General features: G+C 43.4%; 12 protein-coding genes. 3 read left to right on the top strand and 9 right to left on the bottom strand.

Annotation, left to right across the window (positions count from 1 at the left end):
- The first annotated feature begins 38 nt into the window (after positions 1–38).
- Positions 39–914 (top strand): transglutaminase-like domain-containing protein, encoded by an 876-nt coding sequence (locus tag ACSBL2_RS01520; RefSeq protein WP_442589917.1) that lies wholly within the window; start codon positions 39–41, stop codon positions 912–914.
- Positions 915–948: 34 nt separating this feature from the next.
- On the opposite strand, the gene prfB is transcribed toward ACSBL2_RS01520, so the two are convergent.
- Positions 949–2,026 (bottom strand): peptide chain release factor 2 gene (gene prfB / locus ACSBL2_RS01515; RefSeq protein ID WP_442589916.1). Its coding sequence is split into 2 segments (ribosomal slippage): positions 949–1,965 and positions 1,967–2,026, totalling 1,077 coding nucleotides; the frame shifts between segments, so codons are not numbered across the junction.
- Positions 2,027–2,413: 387 nt separating this feature from the next.
- Here prfB and pgi point away from each other — a divergent pair.
- Together pgi and ACSBL2_RS01505 are read left to right on the top strand one after the other, a co-directional pair.
- Positions 2,414–4,060, top strand: a complete 1,647-nt coding sequence (gene pgi / locus ACSBL2_RS01510) for a glucose-6-phosphate isomerase (RefSeq protein WP_442589915.1) — start codon at positions 2,414–2,416, stop codon at positions 4,058–4,060.
- A 253-nt stretch (positions 4,061–4,313) separates the two neighbouring features.
- Positions 4,314–4,874, top strand: coding sequence for a DUF4251 domain-containing protein (locus ACSBL2_RS01505; protein WP_442589914.1), 561 nt, complete (start codon positions 4,314–4,316; stop codon positions 4,872–4,874).
- Positions 4,875–4,877: 3 nt separating this feature from the next.
- Here the strand turns inward: ACSBL2_RS01505 and ACSBL2_RS01500 are convergent, their stop codons facing one another.
- The 8 genes from ACSBL2_RS01500 to secA all read right to left on the bottom strand — a co-directional run bounded on the left by ACSBL2_RS01500 (position 4,878) and on the right by secA (position 15,914).
- A complete protein-coding gene (locus ACSBL2_RS01500; protein ID WP_442589913.1) occupies positions 4,878–5,972 on the bottom strand; it encodes a glutaminyl-peptide cyclotransferase in 1,095 nt (364 codons plus the stop codon).
- Complete coding sequence (locus tag ACSBL2_RS01495) at positions 5,953–6,315, bottom strand: YraN family protein (protein ID WP_442589912.1); 363 nt, start codon at positions 6,313–6,315, stop codon at positions 5,953–5,955. Before ACSBL2_RS01495 ends, ACSBL2_RS01500 begins: the two co-directional genes overlap by 20 nt.
- A complete protein-coding gene (gene dnaG, locus ACSBL2_RS01490; RefSeq protein ID WP_442589911.1) occupies positions 6,315–8,291 on the bottom strand; it encodes a DNA primase in 1,977 nt (658 codons plus the stop codon). Before dnaG ends, ACSBL2_RS01495 begins: the two co-directional genes overlap by 1 nt.
- Positions 8,292–8,580: 289 nt before the next feature.
- Complete coding sequence (locus ACSBL2_RS01485) at positions 8,581–9,765, bottom strand: ATP-binding protein (RefSeq protein WP_442589910.1); 1,185 nt, start codon at positions 9,763–9,765, stop codon at positions 8,581–8,583.
- Positions 9,766–9,893: 128 nt separating this feature from the next.
- Positions 9,894–10,838: a hypothetical protein gene (locus ACSBL2_RS01480; protein ID WP_442589909.1), complete on the bottom strand. Its 945-nt coding sequence runs from the start codon at positions 10,836–10,838 to the stop codon at positions 9,894–9,896.
- 75 nt (positions 10,839–10,913) lie between these two features.
- Positions 10,914–12,101: a M20 metallopeptidase family protein gene (locus ACSBL2_RS01475; RefSeq protein WP_442589908.1), complete on the bottom strand. Its 1,188-nt coding sequence runs from the start codon at positions 12,099–12,101 to the stop codon at positions 10,914–10,916.
- Entirely contained in the window at positions 12,098–12,532 is a 435-nt protein-coding gene (locus ACSBL2_RS01470; RefSeq protein WP_442589907.1) for an SPOR domain-containing protein, read from the bottom strand. Before ACSBL2_RS01470 ends, ACSBL2_RS01475 begins: the two co-directional genes overlap by 4 nt.
- Positions 12,533–12,602: 70 nt before the next feature.
- A complete protein-coding gene (gene secA, locus ACSBL2_RS01465) occupies positions 12,603–15,914 on the bottom strand; it encodes a preprotein translocase subunit SecA (RefSeq protein ID WP_442589906.1) in 3,312 nt (1,103 codons plus the stop codon).
- Between the last annotated feature and the right edge of the window lie 96 nt (positions 15,915–16,010).

Here is a 16,010-nt window from a genome sequence, read left to right as displayed (position 1 = left end):
ACAAAAATAGGCAAACACAAAATTGTAAAGGTAGTTAAATGGAAAATAGTACAGAAATAAACGCTTTAGTGAAATTACTGGACGATCCTGATCCGGAAGTTTTTCATCATGTAGAGCAGCGTCTGCTTGAACATGGACAGTCGGTGATCCATTTCCTGGAAACAGAATGGGAGAAATCACTCGACACTTTATTGCAGGAAAGGATTGAGAATATTGTGCACCAGATCCAGTTTAAGTCCATCAGGGAAGACCTGAAGCTGTGGTACCACAGCGGTGCATTTGACCTTTTACAGGGAGCCCTGGTGATTAACCGTTATCAGTATCCGGACCTGGACGAGCAAAAGGTAATCAACCAGATGGAAGAGATTAAAAGAGAGATCTGGCTGGGCCTTCAATATGAAATGAGTTCTGTAGAGAAGATAAAACTCATCAACCATATCTTCTATACCGTTTACGGATTCAGCGGGAATACCAAAAACCACCACGACCCTCAGAATTCCTATATCAGCCAGGTACTGGAAAGTAAAAAAGGAAACCAGATCTCATTGGCCATTATCTATTCCACACTGGCACAAAAGCTGGATATTCCTGTCTATGGCGTTAACCTGCCGCAACATTTTATCCTGGGTTATATCGATGAAAGCAAGATTGAAGAGCATGAGTTTGGCGTCCTCTTTTATATCAATGCATTTAACAAAGGAGCCATTTTTGGCAAACATGATGTCGACCAGTTTCTGCGCCAGCTCAACCTGCAGGCACAGCCGGGCTTTTATGCTCCATGCAGCAATGTGGAGATCATCCGCAGGATTCTGCGCAACCTGATCTCTGCCTATGAGAACCTGGGTTCTACAGAAAAAGTCGAAGAACTGAAAGAATTGCAGGATATCCTGACGGACACCGCTATTCAACCTTAGGGCAGCAATCCTATTGCTGCCCTAAGGTCTCCGTTTAAAATTCCATCAGGTAAGCTTTCAGGAAATCATTCAATTCACCATCAAGTACCCCCTGTGCATTGGAAGTTTCATAATTGGTCCGCAGGTCTTTCACCAGTTTATAGGGATGTAAGACATAGTTCCTGATCTGTGATCCCCATTCGATCTTCATCTTTGAACCTTCAACAGCAGCAGACGCTTCCATACGCTTTCGCATTTCCGCTTCATACAACTGTGATTTCAGGAGACGTATGGCATTCTCCTTGTTCTGCAGCTGTGAGCGTGATTCCTGGTTCTTGATCACAATACCCGAAGGCTTGTGGTACAATCGTACGGCAGTTTCCACTTTATTCACATTCTGTCCGCCGGCACCACCAGAGCGGAAAGTTTCAAACTCGATATCGGCATCCTTCACTTCAATTTCTATGGTATCATCCACCAGGGGATACACATATACCGATGCGAAAGAAGTATGTCTCCTGGCATTGGAATCAAACGGTGAGATCCGTACCAGACGGTGTACCCCATTTTCCCCTTTCAGGTAACCGTAAGAAAATTCCCCGGCAAACTGAAGGGTAACGGATTTCACCCCTGTCACATCCCCAGGCTGGAAATCCTGTTCCGTAACCTTATAACCATTCTTTTCACCCCACATGATATACATCCGCATCAGCATGGCTGCCCAGTCGCAACTTTCGGTTCCCCCGGCACCTGCAGTGATCTGCATGACCGCATCCAGCTGATCTTCCTTGCTGCCCAGCATATTCTTGAGCTCGAGGTCTTCAACCAGCTGCAGTGACTTCTCATACTGCTCCTTCATTTCATCAGGAGTCGCATCTCCCGATTGCAGGAAATCAAATAAAACTTCTGTATTTTCAAATTCGGCGTATGCTTTCTGCCAGGCGTCTGTCCACACCTTTTTAGCATTCATTTCTGCCAAATGCTTTTCAGCTTTCTTGGGATCATCCCAAAAACCTGGTTGTAAGGTAAGCTCCTGTTCTACGTAAATAGCTTCGAGTCGTGTTTCGACGTCAAAGATGCCTCCTCAGGGACGCTAATCTGTCCCTTAAATCCTGAATATGTTCTTTAGTCATATCGCAAATATATATTTTTATTTCTTCATCCCCATACCCTTTCCCATCAGTTTACCCCGATTTTAACTGCTGAATAAAAAGGCGGCAGGTTGCTTTCCCTTGCTTCCGCTCAACACGCTCCTTCATCCCTGGCTCCTGATTTCCGTAGCCCAACTCATTTTTTGTGTAAACCTTTCAATTTCATTGTTATTTATGCGCTTAAACCCCTATTTTGTGCCACAACTGAAGAGAGAGGAATTTATTAACAGTTCTGCATAAAATCTTTGTCTGAAAGGATCGTTTTTATAGGGAATACCATCGAATCTGACGACATTTATTGCACAGTGGAAATTGTATATCACCCTTGCCAAGACAAATAAAAATTACATTTATAAAAACATCAGTATTATGTTACCAACTATAAATTTTACAGAGACCGCGGCCTATAAATACCTGGCTGACCACTTCATTTCGATCAATGAGAAGAACTTAAAACAACTGTTTGCAGAAGATGAGAACCGTTTCAGCAAGTTTTCGGTGATCTTTGAAGACATCCTGGTAGATTATTCAAAGAACAGGATTGACGATACTACATTTGCATTACTGCAGCAACTGGCAAAAGAGTGCAAGCTGGATGAAGCCATAAAAGCCATGTTCAGCGGCGATAAGATCAACCAGACAGAAGACAGAGCTGTGTTGCACACTGCATTGCGCAACCAGAGCAATACCCCTGTTTATGCCGATGGCAAAAACATAATGGATGATGTCAATGAGGTATTGGCCAAGATGGAGGTATTCAGCAATCAGATCATCTCTGGATCCTGGAAAGGATATACAGGCAAAGCAATTACCGATGTAGTCAATATTGGTATTGGTGGTTCTGACCTGGGACCAGTAATGGTGACTGAGGCTTTAAAAGCTTATAAAAACCACCTGACCATGCACTTTGTATCCAACATTGATGGTACACATATGGCAGAAGCACTGAAAAGTGTAGATCCTGAAACGACATTGTTCCTTGTTGCTTCAAAAACCTTCACTACACAGGAAACGATGACCAATGCCAATACGGCAAAAGACTGGTTCCTGAGTAAAGGGGCAAAACAGGAAGATGTAGCGAAACACTTCGCCGCATTGTCCACCAATGCAAAAGATGTAGCAGCCTTCGGTATTGACACGGCCAACATGTTTGGTTTCTGGGACTGGGTAGGTGGAAGATACTCTTTATGGAGTGCTATCGGTTTGCCTATTGCCTTGAGTGTTGGCTTTGACAATTTCAAAGAACTGCTTGAAGGTGCGCATGCGGCCGATAAACATTTTGAAAACACACCGTTTGAAAGTAATGTCCCTGTCATCCTGGGTCTGCTGGGCATCTGGTACATCAACTTCTTTGACGCAGAAACACAGGCAATCCTGCCATATGACCAGTATATGCACCGTTTTGCTGCTTATTTCCAACAGGGAGATATGGAAAGTAACGGTAAACATGTAGACCGTACCGGTAAAGAAGTAACTTACGAAACAGGGCCGATCATCTGGGGTGAGCCGGGTACGAATGGGCAGCATGCCTTCTACCAGCTGATTCACCAGGGTACACGTTTAATCCCATGTGATTTTATTGCACCTGCGCAGAGCCTGAACCCTATCGGTGAACACCACCCTATCCTTTTATCCAACTTCTTCGCACAAACGGAAGCCCTGATGAACGGTAAAACAGAAGAACAGGTTATTGAAGAGCTTAAAAAAGAAGGTAAATCTGAGGAAGAAATCCAGAAGATTGCTGCTTTCAAAGTATTTGAAGGAAACAGGCCTACAAACTCTATCCTGCTGAAAAAAATTACCGCCCGCAGCCTGGGAAGCCTGATTGCGATCTATGAACACAAGATTTTTGTTCAGGGTATCATCTGGAACATCTTCAGTTTCGACCAGTGGGGTGTGGAATTGGGAAAACAACTGGCAAAAAGTATTTTACCTGAATTGAAAGATGACGCTCCGGTACATACACACGACGGATCTACAAACGGCCTGATTAACCAATATAAAGCCTGGAGATAAGTCCCTCATATTTTTAACGTTTTTGTTTGTATATTAAACTTTTACGTGTAGTTATTGTCTATTCAATAGACAGCAGGTCAACCTGCATTCCTGAAAAGAGTAATTTTGGAAGGTGAGTAATGCCTGTTTAAAGACACTGAATAGTTAAAAGATATACACATGAACCTTTGATGTGTTAAAATCAGTATTGCCCCCTGGGGTGGATACTGATTTTAATCATCGGAGTTTACATCTGGCCTTAAAAGAAAAATAGATGAAAACGCTTAAAAACTTATGCCTTGTTGCCCTCCTTCTATTTGCTGCAGCCCCGGTAATGGCGCAGACAGATAAAGCAACCACAGAAAGAATCATTAATGCACAGCAGTACGTGTTTGTAGCCACCACGGCTTATCCCATGAATGTCACCGATATGAATGCGATCCTCAGCAGGATGCCCGGTGCAAACAACGCAGGGGGAAGCATCATCCTGACCGGCTCAAATTATGATCTTCGTGTAACCAAAGACAGCCTGGAAACTTTCCTGCCCTATTATGGCCGTTCTTATGTAGCCCGCATCGGGGACAATGAGGGTGGAATTAAATTCAAATCAAAAGACTTCAGCTATAAGCTGGATACACGCAAAAAAGGCGGATGGGTAATTACCATGAAGCCCAAAGACATAAAGGATAAATACAATTCCAATTATATCCTGACGCTGACGGTAACGACAGCCGGATATGCTTCCTTAACCGTAACCAGCAATAACCAGCAGCCCATCAATTTCAGCGGATACCTGGCAGAACCCAAAGCACCGAAGAAGGCCAAAACAGAATAAAACTTATTTTGTTGCCGGTACCAATGCGATATGGAACAACTTGTCGAATTTCTTACCGGTAACAAATAACCTTTTTCCCGCAGCATCCCAGGCAATGCCATTCAGCACGTCTGTGTTTTCAAATCTGTCCTTTGCAGGTAATATTCCCGTCAGGTCAATATATTGCTCTACAGCGCCGCTTTTAGGGTCAATTACTGCAATCTTATCGGTCTGGTAGATGTTGGCATAAATCTTACCGTTGATATACTCCAGTTCATTCAGCTGATCTACCTGGCCATTGTTATCATACACGTCCACATAACTTTCCTCCGTATAATTCTCTTTGTTCAGGAACCAGATCCGGTTTGTACCGTCAGACTTGATCAGGCGCTGTCCGTCATACGTCAGTCCCCATCCCTCCCTGCTGTTCTGGTAAGGGAAAGTATCCTGTAAAGTCAAGCCTTTAGGTTCATAAACAAAGCCTACATTTTCCTTCCAGGTAAGGAGGATAATCTTGTTGTCCACCATTGCAGAACCCTCCGCAAAGTATTTCTTATCAATATCTATCTTCTGGATCGCTTTTCCGGTCTGCAAATCTACCCACCTTAAAGTAGATTCCCCATACTCCCCTGTACTCTCCAGGAACCTGCCCTGGTGATATTCCAATCCCTGGGTATACGAAGTCGTATCATGGGGATAGGTATTCAATACTTTATAGGATAATTCTTCCGGTTTAACCGAAGATTTCAGGACAATATTAATCGTCAGGGTGTCTTTCTTCGTGCCATTGTCCACCACTGCCGTAATGAGCTTAAAACCGAGCGGCAGGTCACCTGTCTGAATTGCAAATGCTTCCGCATTGTTTTTGGTCCCCACAGCCTTCCCATCCAGTAAATAGTCCACTGCTGTTACTTTCTGGTCTGCCGGAACATCAAGCTGCACCTTCACTTCTTCTCCGACACCGAATGACTGTCCCTGTTCCGGAAATTTAAAACCTATGGCATCCGACTTCTCTTCCACATCAGTACAGGCGGAAAGAAAGGAGATCACACAGGAGACATACAACAGTGCGGTGACTTTATGGAAATTTAAACGGGTATTACGTTGGCCAAAATGCATCTTCAATATGATTAATTTTATAAAGGTGTTTATTTTCGAAAACAATTGCAACAATATCAAAACGAACTTCACCCTGGTGGTTCTTCCGTTCAATATAGACGGAGGAAGCAAGTGCGATCTGGCTCTCTTTTTTCCAGTTCACAAAATCTTCAGGCTCGCCGTGAGCGGTCGACCTCCGGGTTTTCACTTCCACGAAAATCAGCTGACGGTCATGGAAAGCAATCAGATCGATCTCTGCCCTGCCATACTTCCAGTTCTTCTCCAAAATGGTATAACCTTTCTCTATCAGATAAGTCTGTGCCATCAGCTCTCCGTACTTCCCGAGCTCATGATGCGTTGCCATTATTTGATAATCACTGAACCCAAAAACTTCGAAATCTCGCGTTCTACATTCTTGATATGTGCGTAACGGCTCATCAGAATCTCCTGGTTCACCGGATTATTTTCTTCTTTAATTTCATTCAGCAAACCGATCAGCATCCGGTCAACCTTCCGCTTCTTCAAATGGAAAAGGCCCCCGAGTATAGTCGCTTTCAGGTTCACTGTTTCATCTCTAACGTAAATCTTGTGTTTATTGTACCAGTTCTCACTTAAGGAATAAGGAGAAGTAGACAAAGTGATCGCCAGATCAGCAATCTTACGGTCGTTATTTTTGATAAACTGGTTTGCCGTTGGCAGGTGTCCATTTTCAATCTCTTCCTTATAATTCTCAATAATACTTTTGCAAAGCTCATCTTCAAAAGTCACATCCGACAAATTCTGTATGATAAATGAGCCGATATACATATTATCAATGTTATCCCAGCTCACCAGCTCATGACCAAAAGCCAGCAACAAGCGTATAATCTCATGCTCCTGCAACAGATCATCATCAGCCTTTACCGTCGTTACCGGCTCTGCAGCAGGATTGTCATCAAAAAGGTTATCCGGCGGACCGTCCTGCTCGTATGGGGATCCCGAAGAAAATGGCTGCCTGGGCTGAAAGGATTGTTGTTTGTCGCCAGCTTTTTTAAACTTAGCTACCCGCATTTTATTCAGCTCTGTCAGCAGCATACGCTCCTCTACCTGTAAAATGCGACTGCTTTCCCTTATAAATACAGAAGCTTTGATGTCGTCCGGAATCTTGGCAATACTCTCCACAATATCCCTGATGATCCCCGCACGTTTGATCGGATCATTGCCTGCATCTTTTAAAAGGATATCTGCCTTATACAGAATAAAGTCTTTCCGGTTATTCTCAATATAAATCTTAAATGCTCCGGCACCTACCTTGTGCATATAAGAATCGGGATCATGGCCATCGGGAAAGTTGACCACCTTGACATTCAGTCCTTCCTCCAGGATCATGTCCAAGCCCCGCAATGAGGCCTTTATACCTGCAGCATCCCCATCATACAGGATCGTCACATTCTGGGTAAACCGCCCGATCAGACGGATCTGCTCAATCGTCAGTGAAGTACCTGAAGAGGCCACCACATTTTCTACCCCTGCCTGGTGTACAGAAAGCACATCGGCATAACCTTCCACCAGGTAACAATTATCGGCATCCCTGATGGCTTTTTTGGCCTGAAAGAGGCCGTAAAGCACATTCGATTTATGGTAGATCTCACTCTCCGGAGAGTTGACATACTTGGGTACATTCTTATCGGTTTTCAGTGTACGGCCACCAAAACCTATGACCCTGCCGGTAAAGTTATGGATAGGGAACATCACACGGCCGCGGAACCGATCGTATATTTTCCCTTTATCATTGTGCACCGAAAGTCCGGTTCGCTCCAGGTATTCCTCCTTATGGCCCGCCGCCTGGGCGCTCAGTATCAACGCATCCCACTGATCCGGTGAGTAGCCCAGCTCAAACTTCTTAATAATATCCTCGCGGAAACCACGCTCCTTGAAATAGCTTAAGCCTATCGCCCTGCCATCTTCTCCCGTCCACAGTTCATTGCTGAAGTAATTCGCTGCATATTGTGAAACAATATAGAGACTCTCCCTTGCATTATTGGCCTGGATAAACTCAGGACTCTGTTCTTCTTCCTCAACTTCAATATTGTATTTCTGTGCCAGGTATTTCAACGCTTCCGGATAGGAATACTTTTCATGGTCCATGATAAAGCGTACCGAGTCGCCCCCCTTACCACAGCCAAAGCACTTGTAAATCCCTTTGGTTACAGATACATTAAAAGAGGGCGTCTTCTCATTATGAAAAGGGCAGTTACCAATTAAACTGGTCCCACGCTTTTTTAAAGAAACAAAATCCCCGACAACCTCCTCAATACGGGCGGTGTCCATGATTTTGTTAATGGTATCTTGTTGAATCATTCAGAAATCTTTTGGGAATCCAAAGGTAACTATTTCTATGTTCTAATAGATAGCCTGATTTTTATGAGGGGGGATTATCAGTTGATATGCACTGGCTCCATTATTAAATCGTCGTTATTGTAACGACAATTATCACAAAATTGTCGTTACAATAACGACGATTATACCTTTATTTGATTATTATAAAAGACCTTGTGAAAGAAATATCAGTTCAGAATCAAGAGATTAAGTCCATAAAAAGCCTTAAAAGCTGCAATCTATGCTGACACCCCCTCATCTTTCGCTCTGCCTATTTTTGAATTCCGCAGATGATTTTCATCATCCCTGCTAAAGAGGAAACCATCACGTCTTTAGCAGCAGGAAAACTCTCTTTTCCCGGATAGACAATGTATCGTTTTACAGCCTTGATATCGTCACATGCCAGATAAAATCCTTTTGATAACACTGGAGCCATAGATCTTTTTATTTCAATAGCATATAAATTACCCGGACTCAATTCAAGGACCAGATCAATCTCTGCACCAGCGGAAGTACGGTAAAACCAGGGCGTTATCCCTAACGGCAAACAGGATAGTAAATTCTCTATGACAAAGCCCTCCCAGCTGGCCCCGATAATAGGGTGTGATAATATATCATCAAATGTTTCCAGATTAAGTAAGGCATGTACCAGACCACTATCCCGGATATATACTTTTGGCGATTTTACCAGCCTTTTTCCAATATTGCCAGACCATGGTCTTAGTGTACGAATGAGCAAAAGATCTTCCAGCAATTCCAGATATCTCTTTGCTGTTGTTCCTGTGATATCAAGATTCGCACCCAATTGCACAATATTAATCTGAGCACCCTGCTGATAGGCGAGCATAGTCCACATGCGTCTTAAGGTTACAGCAGGAATACGGGGGCCCAGTTGTGGCACATCTCTCTCGAGATAAGTGGTAATGAAGTTCATTCTCCATCTTAAACTCGACAGATCACTTCTTGCAAGGAAACTATCCGGGAACCCTCCTCTTAACCAAAGCTGATCCTGCTCCTTTAACTGCCCGTCGCCAATTTCCATAGCCGTAAACCCTGATAATTCTTTGTAAGCAATACGTCCCGCAAGAGTTTCTGCCGACTGCTTTAAAAGGTCCAGTGACGCTGAACCTAAAATGAGAAATTGCCCTGTTTTAAATCCTTCCCTTCTTCGGCGGTCAATGACTCCACGAAGAACAGAGAAGAGCTCCGGAACACGCTGAACTTCGTCAAGAACAATCAGATTTCCTTTGTAAAGTTCAAAATAAGCTTCAGGATTATTTAATTTAGCATGGTCAGCCGGACTTTCCAGATCCAGATAAATATAATCTTTATCTATTAAAACAGCTATTTCCTGCGCCAAGGTAGTTTTGCCTACCTGGCGAGGCCCCAAAACTGCCACAGCAGCAAATTCCTCCAATAATTCTACAAGTTCATCTTTGATTACACGAGCTATCATCCTTGCAATTTCAACATTAAATGTTGAAATTGCAAGGATGATATATAATAGTAATTGGCATTTTATGGTGAAAATACAGAGACTGGCATTTGACACCTTATAAAAAGATCTTCGCCTACAAAGCGATACTACTTCCCTTTTTCGAGATGATAGTCCTTATGCAAAATCAGGAAACTTGCCCTTTCTTCCTTCTTCAGAGGAATATTCCAGTTCCCCTGGTAAGTCATCTTCGTAGGTAATTTATCCTCCCCGAAATACCCCATTTCAATATTCATCTGCTCATCAAAATCGAACAGCATATTGCTATACTTCATATCCACATAGCGTCCCAGAATCTCAAAATCACGTTTATCGAAAATAGTCGTCAGCTCCTTAATCATCAGTCCGCTCTTGGTCCAGTTGCTCAGGTCCTTCTTCATGCTCACCTTAAAACGGTAAACAGGAATAGAGTCCAGATAGGTTGCACTCTGGAAGGAATAATCATAATACTGACGCATATTGGCCGTAAAGATCTCCGTCTTTCCGCCAATAAAAGGGATCCCTTTAACAGGTTTTCCCGGATTAAAAATCAGCGTTTTCAGTTTTTCTTTATAAGCCGCAATAGTACTTCCATCTCCCTTGGTATCATCATCAGGAGCACTAGCCTCTGCTTTATAATTATTCATAAAGATATAATCGAACATCTGCAGCGTGAACAGCTGATACTTGCCATTCTTCTTAAACAACTTCCCGCTTTCCTCTTTCACCAGATATTCCATCTTCAGCGGACCGGAATTATGGCGGCGGATCTTCTGGTAAATTTTACCATTTACCTTATTCTTCTTATCATAGGTATAGATCCTGTTCTCCGCAATAAAATTGTACCTTTTAATCTTCTTAAAAGCCGTGTAAAAACTGGTATCTGCAAGAATCGCCCTGATAAAAGTTTCTACACTCAGCTTTTGTGCAACAATATTAATGTTGCCATCCAGCTCAATTGTCTTTACCGAATCGGGATTAAAACGTTGAATCTCCTGTGCCGAAATGCTCAAGCCCCAAAAGCCCAGAAGAAGAACCATCACCAATCTTTTCATCTCTTTAACCCTTAGCTACCTGTTACTGTTAAGACTCATTTTATTACTGTTCAGACCAGTTTTATGACGAACTGACTAATTCCCCAGCTGTCTCAGGGCAATATAAGCCATCAGTCCGGTAGATATCTTCAAGGCATCCTCATCCACATCAAAATTAGGATGATGCACAGAATAGTTCGTCCCTTTGGCAGCATTCCCTGTACCCAAACGGTAAAAACAAGCATCGGTCACCTGTGAATAATAGGCAAAATCTTCTGCTGCCATCCAGATATCCAGGTCAACAACATTCTCCTTACCCAGATAATCTTCTGCAAAAGCCCTGGCATTGGCCGTTATCTTTTCCTCATTCACTAAAAATGGATAACCGTGCATAATATTAAAATCGCAGCTGCCACCCATACTTTCAGCGATTCCTTCAGCCATTTTTTTCATCAACCGCTTCGCTTCTGCACGCCATTCTTCATTCAGTGTCCTGAAGGTACCTTCCAGTTTCACCTCATTCGGAATAATATTGGTCGCCCCATTGGCAATGACCTTTCCAAACGACAGTACTGAAGGCAAACGCGGATCCGCATTGCGGCTCACAATCTGCTGTAAGGCCACAATGATATGGGAAGTAATCAACACAGGATCGATATTCTGCTGTGGCTGTGCACCATGTCCACCTTTTCCATGCACGGTAACATACAGCTCATCCGCGGATGCCATATAAATACCTGAACGGAAGCCTACCTTCCCGGCTTCAATCATAGGCATTACATGCTGTCCAACCATATGCTGCGGTTTAGGATTTTCCAGTACCCCTTCAGCAATCATAATACTTGCACCACCTGGCAGAATTTCTTCACCGGGCTGGAAGACAAGCTTAATCACTCCACCAAATTCGGCTTTCAGGTTATTTAAAATATAAGCGGCACCCAATAACGACGAAGTATGCACATCATGTCCACAGGCATGCATCACACCGGGGTTCTTAGACACATAGGGCGTATCATTCGCCTCCACTATCGGAAGTGCATCCATATCACCGCGCAGTGCGATCACCTTGTCTGATGGCAGGTCGCCCGTAATCAATCCAACCACCCCAGTACCGGCCATACTTTCGAAGGGAATACCCCATTGCGTCAGTTTGTCCTTCACAAAAGCGGCGGTCTCGAACTCCTTAAAAGAAAGTTCAGGATGGGCATGAAGGTGCCGGCGGTAGCCTACAACATCCTCAAAAATGGTACCTGCTAAATTTTGAATCTGCTCTTTCGTTATCATCTGTCTGTATCTAAACCAGGTGCGTTGATTTTTTCCCTGAAGATAAATAAGGTGGCAAAAGTAGCGCGCAACTCATTCATCAGGTTCTGGGCTTCAAGACGTGTCCTGAAATCACCCACCCGTAAATAATAATTAGGTTCTTTATAAGTAATGTACGTATTCAGTTTTGGATAGGCCGTTTTAAAGCGTGCCTGTTGATTAAAGGTATCCCTTCTGTCCGATCCGTAGAAAATCTGGACGCGGTAGCCCATTTTTGAGACAATTGCCCCCCCTTTTGCTGCTGCAGCGGGGGCTGATCTTTTACTCAGTGCAATCCTTTTCTCAATAAGGCTGTCAATAATATCGCTTTTCAGCACAGTAACCTCACCCCTGTTCTGGGCAAACAGGGAAACAGTGAAAAAGCAGATGATACAAGTAAGGAATAGTTTCATAGAAAAGGCTTAAAAAAAAGAATGCCGATTTCTTTTTACAAAAATCGGCATTCTTTATGTGTATTACAAATTACATTCCTGCACCATGGCAGTTTTTGTATTTCTTACCACTTCCGCAAGGACAAGGATCATTTCTTCCGATCGTCACTTCCTTACGTATAGGCTGCTGTGGAGCAGGCTCACGGGTATCACCAAACTCAGGTGAACCTGTACTTGTCGGCTCCGCAAACTCTGGTTTAGACATTTTCAGCCTGCTCGGCGCAGGTTTCGGTGCTTGTGGTGCACGTAAATCATCTGCTTCCTGTTGAATCGGAATCCCACCTTTATATAAGAAACTCACTACCTCTTTATTTACGGCATTCAGCATATTTTTGAACAGGTTGAAAGCTTCCATTTTATAGATGATCAATGGATCTTTCTGCTCATAAACGGCATTCTGTACCGATTGCTTCAACTCGTCCATTTCACGTAAATGCTCTTTCCATGACTCATCGATTAAAGCCAGAACGATAGTTTTCTCGAATGATTTTGTGACTTCCCTGCCATGGTTAGCGATCGATTTTTTCAGATCTACAGGAACCTGTATTGCTCTGATTCCATCAGTAAACGGAATAACGATCTGCTCAATATGGTCACCGCGTTCTTCAAACACCTGTGTCAATACCGGCATCGCCTGGTGAATAATGGCATCAGATTTTCTGGTATAGAAAGAAGTAGCCTCTTCAAACAGCTTATCGGTTAAGATATGGATGCTTCTTGAGTTGAACTCTGTCTCTGAAATTTCGGTATCCAGGGAGAAGTTCTTGATCACTTCCAGTTTAAACCCTTCGTAATTTCCTTCTTCTTTATATTCTGTAACCACATCTTCCGCTACGTCGAACACCATATTGTTCATGTCCACATCCAGACGTTCACCAAACAAGGCGTTTCTACGTTTCGCATAGATCACTGAACGCTGTGAGTTCATCACATCATCATATTCCAGCAAACGTTTACGAACACCGAAGTTATTCTCTTCCACTTTCTTTTGTGCGCGCTCAATAGATTTGGTAATCATCGAATGCTGGATCACTTCACCATCCTCGATACCCATTTTTACCATGATATTGGAAATACGCTCTGAACCGAACAAACGCATCAGGTTATCTTCCAGTGAAACGAAAAACTGTGAAGATCCCGGATCACCCTGACGACCTGCACGACCGCGAAGCTGCCTGTCTACACGGCGTGACTCATGACGCTCTGTACCCACAATGGCCAGACCACCTGCGTCTTTCACGCCTGGGCCTAACTTGATATCGGTACCACGACCAGCCATGTTCGTTGCAATCGTAACCGTTCCTGCCTGACCAGCTTCAGCAACAATATCTGCCTCTCTCTGGTGCATCTTCGCATTCAGGACATTGTGTTTAATCCCGCGCAATTTCAACATCCGGCTCAATAGTTCCGAAATCTCCACGGAAGTAGTACCCACCAATACTGGTCTGCCTGCCTGGGTCAGTTTAACGATCTCCTCGGCAACAGCATTATATTTTTCACGAACTGTACGGTAAACATAATCCTGGTGGTCTTTTCTCGACATCACCCTGTTTGTCGGTATCTCTACCACATCCAGTTTATAGATAGACCAGAACTCTCCTGCTTCAGTTGTCGCCGTACCTGTCATCCCGCAAAGTTTATGGTACATACGGAAGAAATTCTGCAAAGTTACTGTAGCATAAGTCTGTGAAGCATCTTCTACTTTCACATTCTCTTTTGCTTCAATCGCCTGGTGTAAACCGTCAGAATAACGACGGCCATCCATGATACGGCCTGTCTGCTCATCTACAATTTTAATCTTGCCCTCATCGATGATATATTCCACATCGATCTCAAACAAGGTATAGGCTTTCAGCAACTGGTTCACAGAGTGAACACGTTCTGCCTTGATCGAATAATCACGCATCAATTCATCTTTGCGTGCAATTTTCTCTTCGCTGCTCAATGTAGATTTCTCAATCTCTGCGATTTCAGTTCCCACATCAGGCAATACGAAGAAATGTTCGTCTTCACCCGATTTAGTGATCAGCTCAATACCTTTCTCGGTAAGCTCTACCTGATTATTTTTCTCATCGATATAGAAATACAACTCGGCATCTACCTTCGGCATATTTTTAGACTGGTCTGCCATGTAATGGTTCTCAGTTTTCAATAACACCTGTCTGTTACCGCCGTCACTTAAGAACTTGATCAGTGCCTTATTCTTAGGTAAACCACGGTGTGCTCTCAGCAATGCCAAACCACCTTCACCTTCTTCTGTTCCGGTTTTGCCATCATTAAATGCTTTTTTGGCCTCATTTAAAGCTCTGGTCACATATTCCCTTTGTGCATTCACCAAACGCTCAATACGTGGTTTCAGCTCATGGAATTCATGCTGATCGCCGAAAGGCACCGGACCAGAGATAATCAATGGGGTACGGGCATCATCAATCAATACCGAATCGACCTCATCCACCATTGCGAAGTGAAGCTTACGCTGCACCAATTGTCCAGGTTCCTGCGACATATTGTCACGCAGGTAATCGAAACCAAATTCATTATTTGTACCATAAGTGATATCTGCCAGGTAAGCATTTCTGCGTTCCTGGGAGTTCGGCTCATGTTTATCTATACAATCTACCCTTAAGCCATGGAATTCGAACAATGGACCGTTCCATTCCGCATCACGACGTGCCAGGTAATCATTCACGGTAACAATGTGTACCCCCTGACCAGCCAAAGCATTCAGGTAGGCAGGCAATGTACTTACCAGCGTTTTACCCTCACCTGTAGCCATCTCTGCGATTTTACCGTTATGCAAAACGATACCACCAATCAGCTGCACATCATAATGCACCATGTTCCACACTACCTGTGTACCTGCGGCATCCCATGTATTCGCCCACAATGCTTTATCGCCCGAAATCTGAACATTATTACGGCGTGCCGCATAATTCCTGTCATATTCCGAAGCCGTCACTTCAAGTTGTGCATTTTCCGTAAAACGGCGGGAAGTTTCCTTTACTACCGCAAAAGCAGCAGGAAGAATTTCCATTAAGACAACTTCAAGTTCTTTATCTCTTTCTTTTGTTAAGACATCAATCTGATCGTAAATAGCGGTTTTCTCAGGCAAAGACAATTCCTGGCTTTCAGCATCAGTTTTTAGTCCCCCGATTCTACCATCTATATCTGCTAAAGATTTAGCAATTACATCTTTAAAGTACACCGTTTTATTACGCAATTCGTCATTGCTTAAAGCCGAAAGTTTAGCGTACTCCTCATTTATTTTAATAACAAGTGGTTGGATCGCCTTAATATCTCTTTCTGACTTGCTTCCAAACACCTTGGTTAAAAATCCCAGCATTGTTTCTATTTGTGTTTATATATTTAAAAATCATGATTTTACAACAACCAAGCCATATTACCGGGTAAGCCATAATGACAGTTGAAGCGGATAAAA

This window comes from Pedobacter sp. AW31-3R (assembly GCF_052180285.1).
Lineage (GTDB): Bacteria > Bacteroidota > Bacteroidia > Sphingobacteriales > Sphingobacteriaceae > Pedobacter.
Note: the sequence above shows the minus strand (reverse complement) of the source record. Positions and strands in the feature narration are given on the sequence as shown.

Bases quoted from the DNA above. Each gene is read 5' to 3' on its own strand.
- ACSBL2_RS01520 (WP_442589917.1), top strand. From the start codon at position 39: ATGGAAAATAGTACAGAAATAAACGCTTTAGTGAAATTACTGGACGAT.
- pgi (WP_442589915.1), top strand. From the start codon at position 2,414: ATGTTACCAACTATAAATTTTACAGAGACCGCGGCCTATAAATACCTG.
- ACSBL2_RS01505 (WP_442589914.1), top strand. From the start codon at position 4,314: ATGAAAACGCTTAAAAACTTATGCCTTGTTGCCCTCCTTCTATTTGCT.
- ACSBL2_RS01500 (WP_442589913.1), bottom strand. From the start codon at position 5,972: ATGCATTTTGGCCAACGTAATACCCGTTTAAATTTCCATAAAGTCACC.
- ACSBL2_RS01495 (WP_442589912.1), bottom strand. From the start codon at position 6,315: ATGGCAACGCATCATGAGCTCGGGAAGTACGGAGAGCTGATGGCACAG.
- dnaG (WP_442589911.1), bottom strand. From the start codon at position 8,291: ATGATTCAACAAGATACCATTAACAAAATCATGGACACCGCCCGTATT.
- ACSBL2_RS01485 (WP_442589910.1), bottom strand. From the start codon at position 9,765: ATGATAGCTCGTGTAATCAAAGATGAACTTGTAGAATTATTGGAGGAA.
- ACSBL2_RS01480 (WP_442589909.1), bottom strand. From the start codon at position 10,838: ATGAAAAGATTGGTGATGGTTCTTCTTCTGGGCTTTTGGGGCTTGAGC.
- ACSBL2_RS01475 (WP_442589908.1), bottom strand. From the start codon at position 12,101: ATGATAACGAAAGAGCAGATTCAAAATTTAGCAGGTACCATTTTTGAG.
- ACSBL2_RS01470 (WP_442589907.1), bottom strand. From the start codon at position 12,532: ATGAAACTATTCCTTACTTGTATCATCTGCTTTTTCACTGTTTCCCTG.
- secA (WP_442589906.1), bottom strand. From the start codon at position 15,914: ATGCTGGGATTTTTAACCAAGGTGTTTGGAAGCAAGTCAGAAAGAGAT.